The sequence below is a fragment of the Lysinibacillus xylanilyticus genome (assembly GCF_001183605.1).
Classification (GTDB): domain Bacteria; phylum Bacillota; class Bacilli; order Bacillales_A; family Planococcaceae; genus Lysinibacillus; species Lysinibacillus xylanilyticus.
The window spans coordinates 2,148,714-2,166,971 of record NZ_LFXJ01000005.1 but is presented as its reverse complement, the minus strand read 5'-3'; the positions used below and the strand labels follow the sequence as shown (position 1 = coordinate 2,166,971).

Annotated in this window: 17 protein-coding genes; all 17 read left to right on the top strand. The window is 39.7% G+C overall.

The features are described 5' to 3' along the window. The first annotated feature begins 215 nt into the window (after positions 1-215). The 17 genes from ACZ11_RS13355 to ACZ11_RS13275 all read left to right on the top strand — a co-directional run bounded on the left by ACZ11_RS13355 (position 216) and on the right by ACZ11_RS13275 (position 17,764). Positions 216-1,364, top strand: a complete 1,149-nt coding sequence (locus tag ACZ11_RS13355; RefSeq protein ID WP_049666787.1) for a thiolase family protein — start codon at positions 216-218, stop codon at positions 1,362-1,364. Positions 1,365-1,379: 15 nt separating this feature from the next. Further along, positions 1,380-2,141, top strand: a complete 762-nt coding sequence (locus tag ACZ11_RS13350) for a 3-hydroxyacyl-CoA dehydrogenase (RefSeq protein WP_049666786.1) — start codon at positions 1,380-1,382, stop codon at positions 2,139-2,141. Between the two features lie 243 nt (positions 2,142-2,384). After that, positions 2,385-4,010, top strand: coding sequence for a long-chain fatty acid--CoA ligase (locus tag ACZ11_RS13345; RefSeq protein ID WP_049666784.1), 1,626 nt, complete (start codon positions 2,385-2,387; stop codon positions 4,008-4,010). Between the two features lie 405 nt (positions 4,011-4,415). Next, on the top strand, positions 4,416-4,646 hold the full coding sequence (locus tag ACZ11_RS13340; RefSeq protein WP_049666781.1) for a hypothetical protein: 231 nt from the start codon (positions 4,416-4,418) through the stop codon (positions 4,644-4,646). An 83-nt stretch (positions 4,647-4,729) separates the two neighbouring features. Beyond that, positions 4,730-5,500: a CheR family methyltransferase gene (locus tag ACZ11_RS13335; protein WP_049666780.1), complete on the top strand. Its 771-nt coding sequence runs from the start codon at positions 4,730-4,732 to the stop codon at positions 5,498-5,500. 536 nt (positions 5,501-6,036) lie between these two features. Next, positions 6,037-7,218 carry a chorismate synthase gene (gene aroC / locus ACZ11_RS13330; RefSeq protein WP_049666777.1) on the top strand — a complete coding sequence of 394 codons (1,182 nt, stop codon included), beginning with the start codon at positions 6,037-6,039 and terminating at the stop codon, positions 7,216-7,218. 3 nt (positions 7,219-7,221) lie between these two features. Next, positions 7,222-8,313, top strand: coding sequence for a 3-dehydroquinate synthase (gene aroB, locus ACZ11_RS13325; protein ID WP_049666775.1), 1,092 nt, complete (start codon positions 7,222-7,224; stop codon positions 8,311-8,313). Then, complete coding sequence (aroH, locus tag ACZ11_RS13320; RefSeq protein WP_049666773.1) at positions 8,310-8,678, top strand: chorismate mutase; 369 nt, start codon at positions 8,310-8,312, stop codon at positions 8,676-8,678. Before aroB ends, aroH begins: the two co-directional genes overlap by 4 nt. Before the next feature lie 18 nt (positions 8,679-8,696). Then, positions 8,697-9,797 carry a histidinol-phosphate transaminase gene (gene hisC / locus ACZ11_RS13315; protein WP_049666772.1) on the top strand — a complete coding sequence of 367 codons (1,101 nt, stop codon included), beginning with the start codon at positions 8,697-8,699 and terminating at the stop codon, positions 9,795-9,797. Continuing rightward, positions 9,794-10,891, top strand: coding sequence for a prephenate dehydrogenase (locus tag ACZ11_RS13310; RefSeq protein WP_049666770.1), 1,098 nt, complete (start codon positions 9,794-9,796; stop codon positions 10,889-10,891). The genes hisC and ACZ11_RS13310 overlap by 4 nt, the downstream gene beginning before the upstream one ends. A 75-nt stretch (positions 10,892-10,966) precedes the next feature. After that, positions 10,967-12,253 (top strand): 3-phosphoshikimate 1-carboxyvinyltransferase, encoded by a 1,287-nt coding sequence (aroA, locus tag ACZ11_RS13305; protein WP_049666768.1) that lies wholly within the window; start codon positions 10,967-10,969, stop codon positions 12,251-12,253. 400 nt (positions 12,254-12,653) lie between these two features. After that, positions 12,654-13,922 carry a tetratricopeptide repeat protein gene (locus tag ACZ11_RS13300; RefSeq protein WP_082172772.1) on the top strand — a complete coding sequence of 423 codons (1,269 nt, stop codon included), beginning with the start codon at positions 12,654-12,656 and terminating at the stop codon, positions 13,920-13,922. 14 nt (positions 13,923-13,936) lie between these two features. After that, complete coding sequence (locus tag ACZ11_RS13295) at positions 13,937-14,494, top strand: ReoY family proteolytic degradation factor (protein WP_049666766.1); 558 nt, start codon at positions 13,937-13,939, stop codon at positions 14,492-14,494. Positions 14,495-15,127: 633 nt separating this feature from the next. Then, positions 15,128-15,577, top strand: coding sequence for a DUF2487 family protein (locus tag ACZ11_RS13290; RefSeq protein ID WP_049666765.1), 450 nt, complete (start codon positions 15,128-15,130; stop codon positions 15,575-15,577). 154 nt (positions 15,578-15,731) lie between these two features. Beyond that, positions 15,732-16,235, top strand: a complete 504-nt coding sequence (locus tag ACZ11_RS13285) for a QcrA and Rieske domain-containing protein (protein ID WP_049666763.1) — start codon at positions 15,732-15,734, stop codon at positions 16,233-16,235. Between the two features lie 17 nt (positions 16,236-16,252). Next, positions 16,253-16,927: a menaquinol-cytochrome c reductase cytochrome b subunit gene (qcrB, locus tag ACZ11_RS13280; protein WP_049666761.1), complete on the top strand. Its 675-nt coding sequence runs from the start codon at positions 16,253-16,255 to the stop codon at positions 16,925-16,927. Between the two features lie 42 nt (positions 16,928-16,969). Then, the gene (locus ACZ11_RS13275; protein WP_049666759.1) at positions 16,970-17,764 is read left to right on the top strand and encodes a menaquinol-cytochrome c reductase cytochrome b/c subunit; all 795 of its coding nucleotides are present in this window, start codon (positions 16,970-16,972) and stop codon (positions 17,762-17,764) included. Positions 17,765-18,258 lie beyond the last annotated feature (494 nt).

The following is an 18,258-nucleotide window of genomic DNA, read 5'->3' as shown; positions in this document are numbered from 1 at the left end:
GCTGGTCTAAGCACAAAGCCGATTCCAGACGCATTGTTTATCTGTAGCGAAAGCAAAGCGACAGCGGCAAATGTTTTCTGCGCGAAAGCAAAGCGACAGCGGCAATTATGCCGAGGCATAATTGATTAGCTTAATAATCAAGAATATATTTCCTAACATCTAAATACATTGGATGATAGGAAATGAGAGAGATAACAGTACAAAGGGGTTATTTTATGAGAGAAGTAGTGATTGTATCAGCTGTTCGTACAGCGGTTGGCAGGAGTAAAGGGTCATTAAGCAATGTTAGAGCAGATGACTTAGCGGCAGATGTTCTGCAAGAAGTAGTGCAACGTGCAGGTATCAACAAGGACCAGGTTGAGGATGTAATTTTTGGCTGTGTAACGCAAACTGCTGAACAGGGAGCAAATATAGCTCGTACTGCATTATTAATGGCAGGCTTTCCGGAAAGTGTCCCAGGTGTGACAATCGATCGTCAATGTGGCTCAAGTCAGCAGGCTGTACATTTCGCCGCCCAGGCTATTTTAGCGGGAGATATGGACATTGTTATTGCTGGTGGGGTTGAAAGCATGACGAGGGTGTCAATGGGGTCTAACATGAATGGTGCCCACGCAGGTAAACGATTACATGACAACTCTACAATTATTCATCAAGGGTTATCAGCCGAGAAAATATCAGAAAAATGGAATTTATCAAAGGAACAGCTAAATAACTATGCTTACAATAGTCATAGACGAGCATTAGCTGCAATTGAGGCAGGACATTTTAAAAAGGAAATACTGCCTGTTCAAGTTACGCAAGAAAACGGCTCAGTTACAACATTTTCTGTTGATGAGGGACCTCGCGCAGAAACGACAGTTGATAAATTAAATGGGCTTAAAACTGTTTTCCAGGAAGATGGTGTGATTACAGCCGGTAATGCAAGTCAAATGAGTGATGGTGCCTCGGCGGTAGTTATAATGTCTTTGGAAAAGGCACAGGAGCTTGGTATCCAACCGCTTGCTAAAATTGTTACAAGAGTTGTTGTTGGTTCAGATCCGACGTTAATGCTAACTGGTCCAATTGAAGCAACTAGACAAGCGCTAGAACGTTCAGGTCTTACGATAGAGGAAATTGATACGTATGAAGTGAATGAGGCTTTTGCGCCAGTGCCACTTGTTTGGTTGCATGAAATTGGAGCAGATCCAAATAAATTAAATCCAGATGGAGGAGCAATCGCTTTAGGGCATCCATTAGGAGCGACAGGTACAAAGCTATTAACAACGATGCTTTACAGAATGGAACGAGAAAATTTACGTTATGGCTTACTTGCGATTTGTGAAGGTATGGGAATGGCGAATGCCACTATTATAGAGAAAATATAAAAGGGGTTGTGTTTGATGAAAGAAGTAATAGCAGTTGTAACTGGGGGAGCATCTGGTTTAGGAGAGGCGACTGTTCGTAAAATTGTTGCAGAGGGTGGCAAAGCAATAATTTTTGATCTTAATGACGAGCGAGGACATGCACTAGTAGGGGAGTTAGGGGAGAATGTCCAGTACGCCCGTGTAGATGTCACAAAAGAAGCTGATGTAGCGGCAGGGCTAGAACAAGCAGTGGCGAAATTTGGGTCCATTAACGTCACAGTGAATTGTGCGGGAATTGCTGATGCAAAAAAAGTACTTTCAAAGCGTGGTGTACATGCCCTTGATTTATTTGAAAAGGTGATTTCTGTAAATTTAATTGGTACTTTCAATGTTATTCGCCTTGCAGCAGAGAAGATGCAACATAATGAGCCAAATGAGGATGGTCAGCGTGGCGTTATTATTAATACTGCATCTGTGGCAGCATTTGATGGGCAAATAGGACAAGCTGCATATAGTGCGTCAAAAGGAGGGGTGGCAGCGATGACCTTGCCGATTGCCAGGGAGCTTGCTGAAATTGGTGTACGAGTTATGACTATTGCACCAGGAATAGTAGAAACACCAATGTTTGCATCGTTACCAGAGCCAGCAAGAATAGCGCTTGCCCAAATGACTCCATTCCCTAAACGACTTGGGAAACCATCAGAATATGCGCTATTGGTCGAAAGTATTATCCAAAATGGTTTATTAAATGGTGAAGTAATCCGCTTAGACGGCGCGATTCGTATGCAGCCGAAATAGAGGTAACATAAAGGTGCTCGACTCTAGCTTAATAAGCTAGGCTCTACACAGCTTAGAGTTTAAGCGAAGGCTAAAACCATCCTGTTATTGCGCCTTCGTGAAACTCTGAAGTGAAGAGATGCTTGTCTGCGGATAGCGAGCTGAAAATTTAACTTCTTTCATAATTGATCTCGTATGTAATTATTGGTCGTAGTAGTCAATATTGGGCGATTCAAAAATTTATGAACAAAGGGGAGCGTTTTTATGCATATGATGGATACACCTTTATTATTAACAAGTTTTTTGGATCGAGCAGAACGATTTTTTCATGCGAAAAAAATATATTCGCGGACAAGCCCTACAACAATTCACGAATTAACTTATAAAGAATATGTAAAACGAACTCGTAAACTAGCTGATGCCCTTACAAAGCTAGGAATGGAGCGAGGTATGAAAGTAGGTACCTTCGCTTGGAATCACCACCGCCATTTAGAAGCATATTTTGCAGTACCATGCGCGGGAGCTGTCTTGCATATGATTAATATTCGACTAGCACCTGAGCATATTGCTTATGTTATTAATCATGCAGAAGATGAAATATTACTAATTGATGATAACTTAGTTCCGCTTATTGCACCGATTGTCTCACAGCTTAAAACGGTAAAGCGATTTATCGTAATGGGAGATGCTGTCGAGCTAGAAAACATCCCATTACCAAATGCTCTTTCTTATGAGGCATTACTTGAAGAGGCGAATGATAATTTTAGATTCCCAGATGATTTAGATGAAAATACACCTGCTGGCATGTGCTACACAAGTGCAACAACAGGAATGCCAAAGGGTGTAGTGTATACTCATCGTAGTATTGTCCTCCATACTATGGCAGCAGGAATCTCCGATAGTATTGCAGTAGGTGAGGCTGATGTTTTACTACCTGTCGTACCAATGTTTCATGCGAATGCGTGGGGATTTCCGTTTGCTGGTGTATTATTTGGTGCAACACAGGTGCTTCCTGGGCCAATGTTTACACCGCAGCTATTACTTGATTTGATTGAAACATATAAGGTTACGTTGACTGCAGGAGTACCTACAATTTGGCTTGGGGTATTACAGGAGCAACGCAAAAATCCTCGTGATTTGTCTTCTATACGGTTGATTGTATGTGGTGGTTCAGCATCGCCGCTCGGTCTAGTGCGTGGCTTTGAGGAGGAGCTTAAAATTCCTTACATGACGGGCTACGGTATGACCGAGACATCGCCACTTGTTAGCTTATCGACGTATTTAACACATATGCAAGATTATACGATGGATGAAAAAATGGATGTTCGTATTACGCAGGGAATAACAGTGCCGCTCATTGAGACACGCGTAGTTAATGAAAACGGTGAAGTACCTTGGGATGGCCAAACAATGGGTGAATTAACAATTAAGGGTCCATGGATTGCTGCCGAGTATTATAACGATGAACGAACAAATGAAGCCTTTAAAGATGGCTGGCTCTACACAGGTGATATTGCTGTAGTGACATTAGATGGTTATATCAAAATTACAGATCGGACAAAAGATTTAATTAAAAGCGGTGGAGAATGGATTTCATCAGTAGAGCTTGAAAATGCATTGATGTCACATCCTAAAGTGTTTGAGGCTACTGTTATAGCAATCCCTCACGAAAAATGGATTGAACGCCCTCTAGCATGTGTTGTACCAAAGCCTGAATTTAAAGATTCCATTACGAAATCAGAGCTACTAGAAGATTTGCAATCTCAATTCCATAAAACATGGATTCCTGATGACGTTGTATTTCTAAATGAAATACCGAAAACTTCTGTAGGAAAATTTATGAAGGTAAAACTGAGAGAAGATTTAAAGGATTATAAAGTAGAAGTTTAGGAGACTAAAAAATGAAGGTGGTAACTAACTGCCTTCATTTTTCATGTGAATAACTGGATCAATACCAAGACGTGAGGCTGTTTTCCGTTCCGACTGGGGCTTTGTTGCTGACGCTTCGCTTTCGCACAGTTAAAACATTTGTAGCTGTCGCTTCGCTTTCGCACAGAGCAAAGCTTCCTGGGGGCGTCCGATGAGCTGCTTGGTACAAAAGAATGTAAGTCTCGAAGGTATTTTATCATAGGACATGATGCCGTATCTTTACCGGGTATTATGGTATTTCAGTTGATGTAACAAATAATCAATGAAGAGAATATTTTAACTAAATTGATAAAAGAATAAAAAGAAAAATGAAACTTTTTTTTCCATTTTGCCGTATAATTATTATTAATGAGAGGATGTGGACGTATGTCAATAGCATTGGCTGGGATTATTGCAGGAGTAGTTATTTGCTTAGCAGGTATTTTTACAGATACACATACAAAAAAACAAAAATTTAAATTAAAAGCTATTGAGAAGGAAGTAGAGCTAGAAAAGCTCAGATTAGAAACGTATACGATGGAGACAGAGAAATTACGTCTAGAATTAGAGCAATCCAAAGTGTTATTGTTAGAGGAAAAACAAAACTCATCTAAGTAACTGGGATTACTTGTGAAAGACTATTTCAGGAAGGGCACTTTTCCGCTATAATGGAAATACGACGTTAGAGGGGAAGAAGACCGATGTCTGATTATGAACAGTTTATAGAAGGTATAAAGCGGAAAACAGGAATAGATTTAGCACTATATAAAGAAGCGCAAATGAAAAGACGATTAACATCTCTGTATGAGAAAAAGGGATATCGTAATTTTGTGGACTTTCTAAGGGTACTTGAACAAGATCGTGATTTAATGAATGAGTTTTTAGATCGCATGACGATCAATGTTTCCGAATTTTATCGCAATGGGAAGCGCTGGGAAGTATTGCAGAAAAAAATATTTCCGAAATTACTGCAATCTAATAAGCGTTTAAAAATTTGGAGTGCTGCTTGTTCAACGGGTGAAGAACCTTATTCTTTAGTCATGGTATTATCTCAATTAGTGCCATTATCTCAAATTCAAATCATTGCTACTGATTTAGATGAGAATGTCATTCAAAAGGCGAAATTAGGTGTGTACCCAGAGCGCTCATTAGCAGAAGTGCCAAGTGATATTAAAGCCAAGTATTTTGAGCAAGAAGGTTCCTTTTATAGGGTTAAGGATGAGATTAAACGTTGTGTGACTTTTAAGAAGCATAATTTACTTAATGACCGTTACGATTCTAATTATGATTTAATTGTTTGCCGCAATGTGATGATTTATTTTACTGAAGAAGCAAAAGATCAAATTTATACTAATTTTAGTAAAGCATTGCGCAAGGATGGGATTTTATTTGTTGGATCAACAGAGCAAATCTTTAATCCATCTCGTTATGAGTTTGAAGTCGAGGATACATTCTTCTATAGACGAAACTAATTAATAATATGAGAAAAGCATTCGTACAGAGACTATATGAATGTCATGTACATATTTTTAAATCTTAGACATAGATGAATCGTACGCTTTTCGCTTTTTATAAGCAAAAAGCGTATTTTTTATTAGCTATCTCGCATCAAGGTCAGTAAGGCTCAATCTCAAAAATTTAACGAAAGCTTAGGTAGGGAATTAACTGATTGGTGAAGGTCAATAATATGTGGAGATGAAGAAGCTATCTTCTTTCAAATAAATCGTTCAGAATATTCTAATTTAACATCATTCAGCAAGTGTTTTGGTAGCGAAAGCGAAGCGCCACGTCCTATGGCATTACCGAAATGACTGACATCGTGTCGGCCCATTTAAGCCTAAGCATAAAGCCGATAAACTTCAAAATGACGAAAGTTGCTGGAACAATTCTGAATTTACAAACAATTAAAACGAGTCTTAAAAGACATTTGCAAAAGGACTGTTTTTTTAGAGAATATATGTTATAGTGAAAAATACATACTTTAGCGAGTTGAAGGGAGAAAGCGTTTATGCGTTACTTAACAGCGGGAGAGTCACATGGACCCCAATTAACAACAATTATTGAGGGCCTACCGTCGCTCTTACCAATTACAGCAGAAAAAATTAACCACGATTTAAAACGTCGTCAAGGAGGACATGGACGTGGCCGCCGTATGCAAATCGAAACGGATACAGTGGAAATAGTCGCTGGTGTTCGTCACGGACAAACACTTGGTTCTCCCGTAGCACTCGTAGTCACAAATGATGACTGGAAACACTGGACAAAAATTATGGGAGCAGAACCGTTAGAAGAAGATGTGAATCCTGAAGATATCAAACGTCAAATTTCACGTCCTCGTCCAGGGCATGCAGATTTAGTAGGAGGCATGAAATACGGACACCGTGATTTACGAAATGTGTTAGAGCGTTCCTCTGCACGTGAGACAACTGTTCGTGTAGCAGTAGGTTCTGTTGCAAAAGCGCTATTAAATGAATTAGGCATTTCCATTGTGGCACATGTAACAGAAATCGTTGGTATTAAGGCAGACACTTCCTTAGTGGAAGGGAAATCTGCAGATGAAATTCGTACCATTGTTGAAGCAGATCCTTGCTATTGTGTTGACCCAGAGGCTTCTGCAAAAATGGTGGAGGCAATTGATGAAGCGAAAAAAGCAGGTGACTCAATTGGTGGTGTTGTTGAAGTCATCGTTGAAGGAATGCCAGCTGGTGTCGGTTCATACGTTCATTATGACCGTAAGTTAGATTCGAAATTAGCAGCTGCCATGCTATCTATCAATGCATTTAAAGGCGTTGAATTTGGTATTGGTTTCGAAATGGCGCGTCGTAAAGGTTCAGAAGTACATGATGAAATCATTTGGTCAGAGGAAGAAGGCTATACACGCGCAACAAATCGACTTGGTGGTTTAGAAGGTGGAATGTCTACTGGAATGCCTATTGTTGTACGAGGTGTAATGAAACCAATCCCTACACTATATAAACCGTTGCAAAGTGTTGATATTGAAACGAAAGAACCATTTAAAGCTAGTGTAGAGCGCTCGGATAGCTGTGCAGTACCAGCAGCATCAGTTGTTGCTGAGCACGTTATTGCCTGGGAAATAGCTAATGCAATATTGGAACAATTCCATAGCGATCAATTACCTCAACTAAAAGCTCAAATCGACGAACATCGTCGTTATACAAAGGGGTTCTAATTCATGCGAGTACCAGTAGCGACGAAATCACATCAATATGAGGTTGTCCTTGGTCATAATTTTTTAACAGAAGCAGTTAAAGAATTTGATGAAAAGCTTCAAAAAGCTGACAAGCTCATCGTTTTTACGGATGCTAATGTGTGGGCGGCGCAAGGAGATTATTTCAAGGCTAATTTCCCTTATCATTTTGAGGTTTTCATCTTACCTGGTGGTGAGGCATGTAAAACCTTTGAACAATACAATGCAGCGCAAACATTTTTACTTGAACAAAAATGTTCACGTAAATCATTTATTTTTGCATTTGGTGGGGGAGCTGTAGGTGATTTAACAGGCTTTGTTGCAGCCACTTATATGCGTGGGGTGCCGTTTATTCAAATCCCAACGACGATTTTAGCACATGACTCAGCTGTAGGCGGTAAAACGGCAATAAACCATCCACTAGGTAAGAATATGATTGGTGCGTTTTATCAACCTGAGGGAGTTATTTACGATACAATATTTATCGATAGTTTATCTGAGCGCGAGGTACGTTCAGGAACGGCAGAAGTGATAAAGCATGCAATGATTTCAGATGCAGCGTGGTTAGAGGAATTGATGGCTGCAGAGACAGTTATTCATTTCAGTACAGAAGAATTAGCGAAGCAACTTAGAAAAGGAATTGAAGTGAAGGCGCAAATAGTAGCTGAGGACGAAACTGAGCAATCCGTGCGAAAATTTTTAAACTTAGGTCATACTTATGGGCATGCCATTGAAGCGGCAGCGGGTTATGGAAAAGTAGCGCACGGCGAGGCTGTAATGATTGGTCTCGTATATTGTTTATTATTAAGTGAACGATATGGTGAATTAGACCGTAACTTCACGACAGCATTTTTGCAATTTGCAGTGAAGAATGGCTATCCATTTGAAGCTGTGAAAGAGTATTCCTTTGAACTGTTAACAGAGTATTTAATGAAAGATAAAAAAGCGGAGTATGGTATTTTACAATTTGTTTTGTTGGATAAAATTGGTAAACCTTTCGTGCAACCAATTGATTTAGCGGAATGCAGAGAAGTAGATGCCGAATTCCGACAGCTATTAGCGGAGGTGCTTGTATGATTCGTGGACTTAGAGGAGCAATTACAATTGAATCTGACAAGCCAGAGCTTGTGTGGGATGAGACAGCGAGATTAGTGCGTGAAGTAGTAGCAGCCAATAATGTGGAAGTAAATGATATTGCTTCTATACTAATTTCCACAACACCTGATATTACGTCAGCATTTCCGGCACGCGCTGTACGGTTAATGGACGGGTGGCAGTATGTACCTGTCATGTGTACTCATGAAATGGACGTGCCAAACGCATTGCCACTTTGTATTCGTGTATTAATACATGCGAATGTGGAAGTGGCACAAAAAGATGTAAAACATTTGTATCTCAATGATGCAGTGAAGTTAAGACCAGATTTAGCCCAAGCTAAATAATTAGAGGAGATGTTTAAGATGAAATGGAAACAACAATTGGACGGTATGCAAGCATATAAGCCTGGTAAACCGATTGAAGAAGTACAACGTGAATATGGCCTACAAGAAGTTGTGAAATTAGCATCAAATGAAAACCCATTTGGATGCTCACCTAAGGTAACTGCTTATTTACAAAATAATTCAGTAAATCACGCTATCTATCCAGACGGCTATGCACAAAGCTTACGCACAGCTGTTGCAAATCATCTAGGTGTCAAAGAAACACAGCTTCTTTTTGGTAACGGCTCCGATGATATCATTGCAATTATTACTCGTGCATTGTTGTATCCAGGTGTAAACACAGTGATGGCAGACCCATCTTTCTCTCAATACTGGCACAATGCCGAAATAGAAGGTGCAGAGGTACGTAAAATTCCTTGTGTCGAAGGTACACATGATCTAGATGCAATGATAGCTGCAATTGATGATAATACGTCGATCGTTTGGGTTTGTAGTCCAAATAATCCAACAGGTGTTGTGATTCCTGATGTTGAATTGCGTGCATTTTTAGCTAAAGTACCAAGTGATGTCCTAGTAGTATTAGATGAAGCATATATCGAATATGTAACGCATCCTGATCACAAAGATACTCTACCTATAATTAATGAGTTTCCAAATGTACTATTATTGCGTACATTCTCAAAAGCATTTGGTCTTGCTTCTTTCCGAGTTGGTTATGCAATTGGTCAACCAGAGGTGATTGCTAAATTAGATCCGGTAAGATCGCCATTTAATAATACAATTTTAAGTCAAGCAGTTGCGACAATCGCTATAAGTGATCAAGATTTTATAAAAGCTTGCCGTGAAGCAAATGAAAAAGGTAAAAAACAATATGTTGAATTTTGCAAAAAGCATAGTTTGAAATACTTCCCTTCTGATACGAACTTTATTTTCTTTAATACGAATGCTGATAGTGATGTTGTTTTCAATGAGCTAATGAAACGAGGCTTTATAATCCGCAGTGGAAGTGCGTTAGGAATACCTGGGTTTATCCGCGTGACAATCGGAACAGAAGCTCAAAATGAAGCATTGTTAGGTCACCTTGAAAACGTCCTAAAAGAGCAAGGAGTTTTTGCATGACACGCAACGTGCTCGTGGTAGGGCTAGGCCTAATTGGAGGCTCAATAGCCTTGGCATTACAAAAGGCACCAGAAACAAAAATTATTGGCTATGATATGGATGCGAAAACTCGTGAACATGCGAAAACGTTAAATATTGTTCATGATATTGTGACAGATCCAAAAGAAGTGGCGGCCGACGTAGATGTTATCATTTTTGGAACTCCCGTCAACGCAACGCTTGAATGGATGGAACAATTAAAAACATGGCCGTTAAAAAATAAAGTAATCGTAACAGATACAGGTAGTACAAAAAAGAAGATTATGCAAAAGGCTGGGGAACTACGTGAGCTAGGTATTACCTTTATTGGAGGACATCCAATGGCAGGCTCACATAAAAGTGGTGTTTTAGCTGCCAAGGCTCACCTTTTTGAAAATGCGTATTATATGCTAACACCGCTAGCGGGTGAAGAAATTGTTAATATGGCACAGCTTGAAAGTCTATTAAAATTTACACATGCAAAGGTTGTAAGTGTATCTGCTCGTGAGCATGATCATATGACAGCTGTAGTTAGTCATTTTCCACATGTAATTGCTGCTTCCCTTGTGCATCAGTTGGGCGGAGAAAATGGGGAATATCCGATGACACGTTCACTTGCTGCAGGTGGCTTCCGTGATGTGACGCGTATTGCCTCGTCCAATCCGATTTTATGGCGAGATATTACATTACAAAATCGAGATGAGCTTATTGCACAGCTAGAAGGCTGGGAAAAAGAAATGAGTCGCGTTAAGGAGCTGCTTTTCAATGGTAGCTCGGATGACATAGAAACATACTTTGCGGTTGCTAAAGAGCTAAGAGATGAATTACCGATTAGTGCAGGCGCAATGTTCACATCATTTGACTTATATGTTGACGTTCCTGACTATCCGGGGGTTATTTCTGAGGTGACTGGCTTACTTGCAGACGAAGCGATTAGTATTACAAATTTACGTATCGTAGAGTCACGAGAAGACGTTTTCGGGATTCTTGTTATTAGCTTACAAAGTGAAAGTGACCGTGAACGTGCAGCAGCGTGTATACAAAAGCGTGCTAATTATGAAACATATATTTCATAGGCAAAGAAATGCCTGTTTGGAAGAAAGCGTCGGAATTACGGCGCTTTCTATCTTCATATTGGAGGGAAGAAAACGATGAGTGAAAAAGTATTACAATATGATAAGCCTTCCTTACAAGGGACTTTAACGATTCCAGGTGATAAATCTATCTCTCACCGTTCCGTTATGTTTGGAGCTATTGCAACGGGTAAAACAACAGTTGACGGCTTTTTATTGGGTGAGGATTGTTTAAGTACAATTGATTGCTTCCGCAAGCTCGGTGTGAAGATTGACGTAGAAGGAACAAATGTATCCATCGATAGCCCAGGTATAGAGGGGTGGCAAGAGCCTACAGAGGTACTATACACAGGGAATTCTGGTACAACGACACGCTTAATGTTAGGAATTCTAGCTGGATCTACTGTACATTCAGTAATGACAGGGGATGCGTCTATTGGAAAGCGACCGATGCGCCGTGTTATTGATCCGTTACGTCAAATGGGTGCACACATTACTGGAAGGGCAGATGGACAATATACGCCATTAGCCATTCAAGGTACAGTATTACAAGCTATTGATTACCATATGCCTGTTGCAAGTGCGCAGGTGAAGTCAGCTGTTTTACTTGCTGGTTTACGAGCAGAAGGTACTACAATTGTGCGAGAAATTGAAGTATCTCGAGATCATACTGAGCGAATGCTACGTCAATTTGGTGCCAAGGTTGATGAGGTGGATGGTGTTATTTCATTAAAAGGAGGGCAAACTTTAACAGGGACGCATGTTTCTGTACCAGGTGATATTTCATCTGCAGCCTTTTTCTTAGTAGCAGGAGCTATCTGTGAGGATAGTAAAATAACGCTAGAAAATGTCGGAATTAATCCAACACGAGATGGTATCATCGAAGTGCTTCATAATATGGGCGCATCGATAACTGTTATGCCGAATGAAGATAGCCAATCAGAGCCGACAGCAACAATTACAATCGAAACATCAACATTAGAAGGAACTACAATTGAGGGAGATATTATTCCTCGTCTAATTGATGAAATCCCGATCCTTGCTTTATTAGCAACGCAGGCAAACGGCAAAACTATTATTAAGGATGCCGAGGAATTAAAAGTGAAGGAAACAGATCGGATAACGGCTGTAGTGGATGAATTGAAAAAATTAGGTGCTAATATTGAAGCGACTGAGGATGGAATGGTTATTCAAGGACCAACCCCATTACGTGGTGCTAGCCTTCAAACCTATGGTGATCATCGTATAGGAATGATGGGCGCTGTTGCAGCACTTATAACAGATGGAGCTGTAGTTTTAGATGACGCAGAATGTATTGCGGTTTCTTATCCATCGTTTTTCGAGCATGTAGAGGAAGTAAAGTAATGTTATATCTTCATTCAGTAGAAGAATCCCACCTTTAAAGGTGGAATGATGAATGCGGTTGGGGGTTCCTTTTTAGTGGATATACCAAGCACCTACTGAAAGTCTAAGAACGCCACGTCCTGTGGCAATTTATCTGTGCGAAAGCGAAGCGACAGCAACAGGGTTCTATCTGTGCGACAGCAACAACAACGACTGAATGACCAACATCGTGTTGGCCCAAAGCCTCCGGCGGATGTCACGGATTTTTAAAGGAATGAATTGTGAGGACACAATTCAAAATCCGGGCGCAATTACGCCAAGGCGAAATTGATCCTTGACTCCCCAAGTCTTTTGGGGAGTTTTTTCTTGTTTCAAGAGAAAATGTTTTGTAGCATAAAGATATTAATGAAAGAATAGGTGAATGACTGTGAACAATTCGATGACTGAAATGATGCAAGCACTTGAACAAGGTGACTTAGCATTAATTGAACAGCTACTTGAAACATTTTTAACGAAAGAGCTACCTGAGGACATTTATGCGCTAGCTGAAGTTTTTATGCAGTATGGATATATGAAAGAAGCTGACCGTGTACTTGAGCATTTACAATTTTTATTCCCAGAAGAGGCACAATTGAAAATTGATCGTGCAAACGTTTTAATGGAACTTGGCGATGAAGATGAAGCGTTAGATTTTTTATTAGAGGTAGAGGAGACAGCTCCGGAATATCCTCAAGCATTATTGGTGTTAGCGGATTATTATCAAATGCAAGGATTGTTTGAAGTAGCAGAAATGCGCATCAATGAGGCACTATCAATATTACCTGATGAGCCATTATTACAATTTGCTAAAGCGGAGCTTTTATTTGAAACGGGTCGTTTTTTAGAGGCTGCGAGACTATATGAAGAATTGTATGAACAACAGGTTGAATTTGCTGGGGTAAGTCTTACTGAACGACTTGCTGAGGTGTATCGTGCAGGAGCTGCCTATGAAACGGCCTTAGATTACTATTTAAAAGCACTTGATGATGAAGTGAAGCCAGATGTTTTATTTGGTGCGGCGTATTCAGCCTTTCAATCACAAAAATATGAAATGGCCATTAAACAATTAGAGGAATTAAAAGAATTGGACCCTGATTATTTCTCTGCCTATTTATTGCTTGCTGAAAGCTATACAATGACGGAGGACAATAAAAAAGCATACGCTGCCATTCTGGAAGGATTAAAGCGTGACGAATACGATAAGTCCTTATTCTTATTCGCGGGTAAAATGGCTTTAAAAACTGGTTTGCCAGCTGAGGGCGAGCAGCATCTACGTGAAGCCATCGCCTTAGATCCTGAATACATGGAAGCAGTATTAGCATTGATCTCTGTGTTGGCACAACAAGAGCGTCATGAGGATGTAATAGAATTATTTGAAACATTGCAAAAAAATGATTTTGAATGGAGCACATTATACCCATTTGCTGCGGCTGCATATGAAAATTTAGAATTGTACGACCGTGCATACGAATTTTACCGTTTGGCATATAATGATTTTAAGGAAGACGCAACATTTTTAGAAAAATATGTTTATTTCTTATTAGAGGAAGGAAAGCGTTTAGAAGCTAAAGAAGTACTCGGTCAATTAATAACTATTCAACCGGGTGAACTGGAGTGGCAAGAGAAGTTAGAAACCTTAGAATTTGAGTAAAGGAGGGAGTGGGTATGACTGCTTCTGTATCAGTTGTCGATAAAAAAGCATTTGTTAGATGGTTTTTAAAAAATTATCAATTGAAACGTCGTGAGTGTGTATGGATTTTGAATTACTTATTAAGTAACGATGAGTTATTGAAACGAATTCGGTTTGTTGAAGAAGCTCACTATTGCCCCAGAGCAATGGTAATGTCAACAGTTGACTCAACAGGTGTGCCGTTTCGTTTTTACAAAGGCAATGTAATGACAGCAGATGCTGAGAAATCCTTTCATGATTTACGTTTACATGAACATGAAGATATGTATATACAATTGAATTTTCCAAATATACCACCAAGTGCACAATACTTAGCAGTTCTTGAAGAAAACCCTTATATGCCAGAAGCACTGATTGTTAGTGAAAAAGATCGTGTACTGGCAGAAGAGCTGCTATCCAACAGCTTACTCGTATTCCAAGAAGAAAAATTACTCGCGCAAATTGATGAAGCCCTCGATCAAGGAGATGAAGAGCGCTTTTATGAATTGTCTAATTTGTTACAAGCTTTAAAGGAAACGGCTAATTTACGTTAGTTATAAGTAAAAATTGAATGTCCTTTATCTACCTCAATATGATAACATAACAAGTGAATGATTGTTTTCACTTTTTATTGGCTATCCTATTGAAGAGTGGAGAAGGGCATTTTTTTATCTTCATTCAGTGGTGTACCGTACCCCACTGAAATAGAGGAACTCAGTCTAAGAACGCCACGTCCTGTGGCAATTTATCTGTGCGAAAGCGTAGCGGCAGCAATAGGGTTTTAACTGTGCGAAAGCGTAGCGGCAGCAACAACAACAACAACAACAACAACAACAACGACTGAGTGACCAACATAATGTTGCTGCCGCTGCGTTAGCACTACGCTTTCGCACCAAAAACAAATGTTGGCCTAAAGCCCCGGCGAATGTCACGGATTTTGAAAGGAAGGACTAAAGGATCTTAGCCTAAAACCTTCGCATCCTGCGAAAATGGCTAACTGACCTGCGTCGGTAAAAACGCCACGTCCTGTGGCATTACCGAAATGACCGACATCGTGTCGGCCCTCGTGGCAAGCCTGTGCACAATTCAAAATCCGGACGCATTGTTTATCTATAGTGAAAGCGAAGCGACAGCAAACAATTACGCCAAAGCAAAATTGATTTATGCAACAAGAGGAGGTTTGTCAGATGTATTTTAATGCAAGTGATGTGACATCGTTTATAGCACAGAAGGACTTTATCGATACAGCAATTGTTCCACTCGTAACCGTCGATTTAACTCCTGAAAAAATGAAACAGAGTGGTACCGACGCGGATTTTTTGTTATCGCTTACATCATTTATCGAACAACAGTTTAAAGGTCGTCTACTACTGATGCCACCATTTTCGTATAGTTCGACCTTAAAAAACGAAGATATGCCAAGGCAATTAGAGACACAATTACATAATGCTGGTTTTAAGCATGTGTTCTTCATTACTTGTGACCATTTTTGGACAAATATTGGAGATGAAGTAAATGTTATTTGGCTTCCAGCGATTCCGTTAGAAAGTATGGATAAAGGTGTGAAAAACTCCATTCTCGAAGATCAATTGCGACAAGTGATTCCGATGCTTTCGACCAAATGGACACAGATTTAACAATTTGTTTCAATAAATGTTCACATTCTCCAACTTTCCACAGAATGCTATATTGACCAAGCTATGGAGTTGATATATCATAGATATGTCCTAGTATTACTATTTGTAAAAGCATGTCCGTTGGACTGACCTTTAAGTTAGAGGGGGGAAAAAAATGAGTAATAATCGAGTTTCTCGTCGTCAATTCCTAAGCTATACACTAACTGGTGTAGGTGGCTTTATGGCGGCAGGTATGCTGATGCCAATGATTCGTTTTGCGATAGACCCAGTACTACAAAAACATGGTGGTGGGGACTTTATTAAAACAGAGCATAAAATCGCAGATATTACTGACAAACCTGTTAAAGTTGACTTAAAATTTGAACAAGTTGATGCATGGTACAAATCAGAAGTAACAAACGTAGCATGGGTTTTCAAACAAGGCGATCAAATCGTTGCACTATCTCCTGTTTGTAAGCATTTAGGATGTATGGTGAACTGGGGAGAAAATTCAGAATACCCAGATCAATTCTTCTGTCCTTGTCACGGTGGCCGTTATGAGAAAAATGGTAAAAACATACCAGGAACACCACCAACAGGTCCGTTGGATGAATATGAAGTTAAAGAAGAAGCAGGTTACTTATTGCTTGGTCCAACTAAAGCAAATACTCTAGTTTAGTAAGGGGGTACAAAACAGTGCTAAATAAAATTTATGATTGGGTCGATGAACGCTTAGATATTACACCTATTTGGCGTGATATTGCCGACCACGAAGTGCCAGAGCACGTGAACCCTGCACACCATTTTTCAGCATTCGTTTACTGTTTTGGTGGATTAACTTTCTTCATCACAGTGATTCAAATACTATCAGGTATGTTCTTAACAATGTACTATGTACCAGACGTAGTGAATGCTTGGAAATCAGTTTATTATTTACAAAACGAAGTAGCATTTGGTGAAATCGTACGCGGTATGCACCACTGGGGAGCTTCATTAGTAATCGTAATGATGTTCTTACATACACTTCGCGTGTTCTTTACAGGTTCTTATAAGAAACCTCGTGAATTAAACTGGATGGTTGGTGTAGGTATTTTCGGTGTAATGATGGGTCTTGGCTTTACAGGATACTTATTACCTTGGGATATGAAAGCATTATTCGCTACAAAAGTAGGTATCGAAATTGCTGCATCTGTACCGTTTATCGGTGAATGGATTAAAATCTTATTAGCGGGTGACTCAACTATTCTTGGTGCTCAAACGTTAACACGATTCTTTGCGATTCATGTATTCTTCTTACCTGCAGTATTGTTTGGGTTACTTGCAGCACACTTTATCATGATTCGTCGTCAAGGAATTTCAGGGCCGTTGTAATAGTTCTTGACGGTTCGATGATTTTTTAAAGGAGGGGACATAATGCATCGCGGAAAAGGAATGAAATTTGTTGGTGATTCTCGTATTAAAGCGAATCACAGAATGCCGAACGTTCCAAAGGATTATTCCGAATATCCAGGTAAGACGGAAGCTTTCTGGCCAAACTTCTTACTTAAAGAATGGATGGTTGGTGCTGTATTTTTAATTGCTTATTTAATTTTGACAGTTGCACATCCATCACCACTTGAAGGACCAGCTGATCCAACAAGAGCATACGTGCCATTACCGGACTGGTACTTCTTATTCATGTATCAATTATTAAAATATTCATATGCTTCAGGTCCATATAATGTTATTGGAGCAATTGTAATTCCAGGTCTTGCATTTGGAGCGCTATTATTAATGCCATTTTTAGATAAAAGTCCAGAACGTCGTCCATCTAAACGTCCGTTACCAACAGGGTTTATGTTATTGACACTGGCAGCTATGTTTTACCTAACATGGGAAGCGGTTGCTAACCATGACTGGGAAGCTCAAAAAGCAATGGGTGCAATTGTAGAAGAAGTTGATGTTGATATTGATGAATCGCTTCCAGGATTTGCAATTTGGAATGGTGACTCAGGAGACCAAGCTAAATCTTGTATCGGATGTCATGCTGCTGATTTAAAAGGTGGCCCAGCTGCTCCAAAATTAGTTGGTAATGAGCTAACAGCTGAACAAGTTGAAGATATTATTCATAATGGTCGTGGTGGAATGCCACCTGGTCAATTCAAAGGTACAGATGAAGAAGCGAAGCAATTAGCTGAATTTATTGCGAGCTTGAAGGCTAAGAAATAAGCTTTGATTTAAAAGAGTCAGGAAACTGGCTCTTTTTTTCTTCTTACATAATAACGTGACTGTTACAACATAAAAAAAGTTCCCGCAAAATATTTTTGTCCTATAAAATTTGTTAGGAAATACATACTATTTGATATAATAGAAAATGATTCGCTACTCTTGCCGAAATAAATTGCTAGTCAAGATCCGACAGTATTTGTGTGAACAAACCGAGGAGGCTAGGCCAGTAAGTTAGCGAAAAGGGCAGGACCGTCATATGAATTTATGTGGAGCTACACATAGTGCCTATCCTAACATTTGATGTGGTCTATTTTTAACTTCTTTCAGCGGATTCCGGACGCATTGTTTATCTGCGCTAAAGCGTAGTGACAGCTACAATTATGCCGAGGCATAATTGATAGGAAATGCTAGAAAAATAGCTTCTACAAAAGTTTGTGATGTCATTTGTTAAAACGTAAGCCAATGCATATCTTATTGATTGGATTGAAGGCTTA

What these genes read in the sequence shown, in the direction of transcription:
- ACZ11_RS13355 (WP_049666787.1), top strand. Translation starts at nt 216, where the DNA reads ATGAGAGAAGTAGTGATTGTATCAGCTGTTCGTACAGCGGTTGGCAGG.
- ACZ11_RS13350 (WP_049666786.1), top strand. Translation starts at nt 1,380, where the DNA reads ATGAAAGAAGTAATAGCAGTTGTAACTGGGGGAGCATCTGGTTTAGGA.
- ACZ11_RS13345 (WP_049666784.1), top strand. Translation starts at nt 2,385, where the DNA reads ATGCATATGATGGATACACCTTTATTATTAACAAGTTTTTTGGATCGA.
- ACZ11_RS13340 (WP_049666781.1), top strand. Translation starts at nt 4,416, where the DNA reads ATGTCAATAGCATTGGCTGGGATTATTGCAGGAGTAGTTATTTGCTTA.
- ACZ11_RS13335 (WP_049666780.1), top strand. Translation starts at nt 4,730, where the DNA reads ATGTCTGATTATGAACAGTTTATAGAAGGTATAAAGCGGAAAACAGGA.
- aroC (WP_049666777.1), top strand. Translation starts at nt 6,037, where the DNA reads ATGCGTTACTTAACAGCGGGAGAGTCACATGGACCCCAATTAACAACA.
- aroB (WP_049666775.1), top strand. Translation starts at nt 7,222, where the DNA reads ATGCGAGTACCAGTAGCGACGAAATCACATCAATATGAGGTTGTCCTT.
- aroH (WP_049666773.1), top strand. Translation starts at nt 8,310, where the DNA reads ATGATTCGTGGACTTAGAGGAGCAATTACAATTGAATCTGACAAGCCA.
- hisC (WP_049666772.1), top strand. Translation starts at nt 8,697, where the DNA reads ATGAAATGGAAACAACAATTGGACGGTATGCAAGCATATAAGCCTGGT.
- ACZ11_RS13310 (WP_049666770.1), top strand. Translation starts at nt 9,794, where the DNA reads ATGACACGCAACGTGCTCGTGGTAGGGCTAGGCCTAATTGGAGGCTCA.
- aroA (WP_049666768.1), top strand. Translation starts at nt 10,967, where the DNA reads ATGAGTGAAAAAGTATTACAATATGATAAGCCTTCCTTACAAGGGACT.
- ACZ11_RS13300 (WP_082172772.1), top strand. Translation starts at nt 12,654, where the DNA reads ATGACTGTGAACAATTCGATGACTGAAATGATGCAAGCACTTGAACAA.
- ACZ11_RS13295 (WP_049666766.1), top strand. Translation starts at nt 13,937, where the DNA reads ATGACTGCTTCTGTATCAGTTGTCGATAAAAAAGCATTTGTTAGATGG.
- ACZ11_RS13290 (WP_049666765.1), top strand. Translation starts at nt 15,128, where the DNA reads ATGTATTTTAATGCAAGTGATGTGACATCGTTTATAGCACAGAAGGAC.
- ACZ11_RS13285 (WP_049666763.1), top strand. Translation starts at nt 15,732, where the DNA reads ATGAGTAATAATCGAGTTTCTCGTCGTCAATTCCTAAGCTATACACTA.
- ACZ11_RS13275 (WP_049666759.1), top strand. Translation starts at nt 16,970, where the DNA reads ATGCATCGCGGAAAAGGAATGAAATTTGTTGGTGATTCTCGTATTAAA.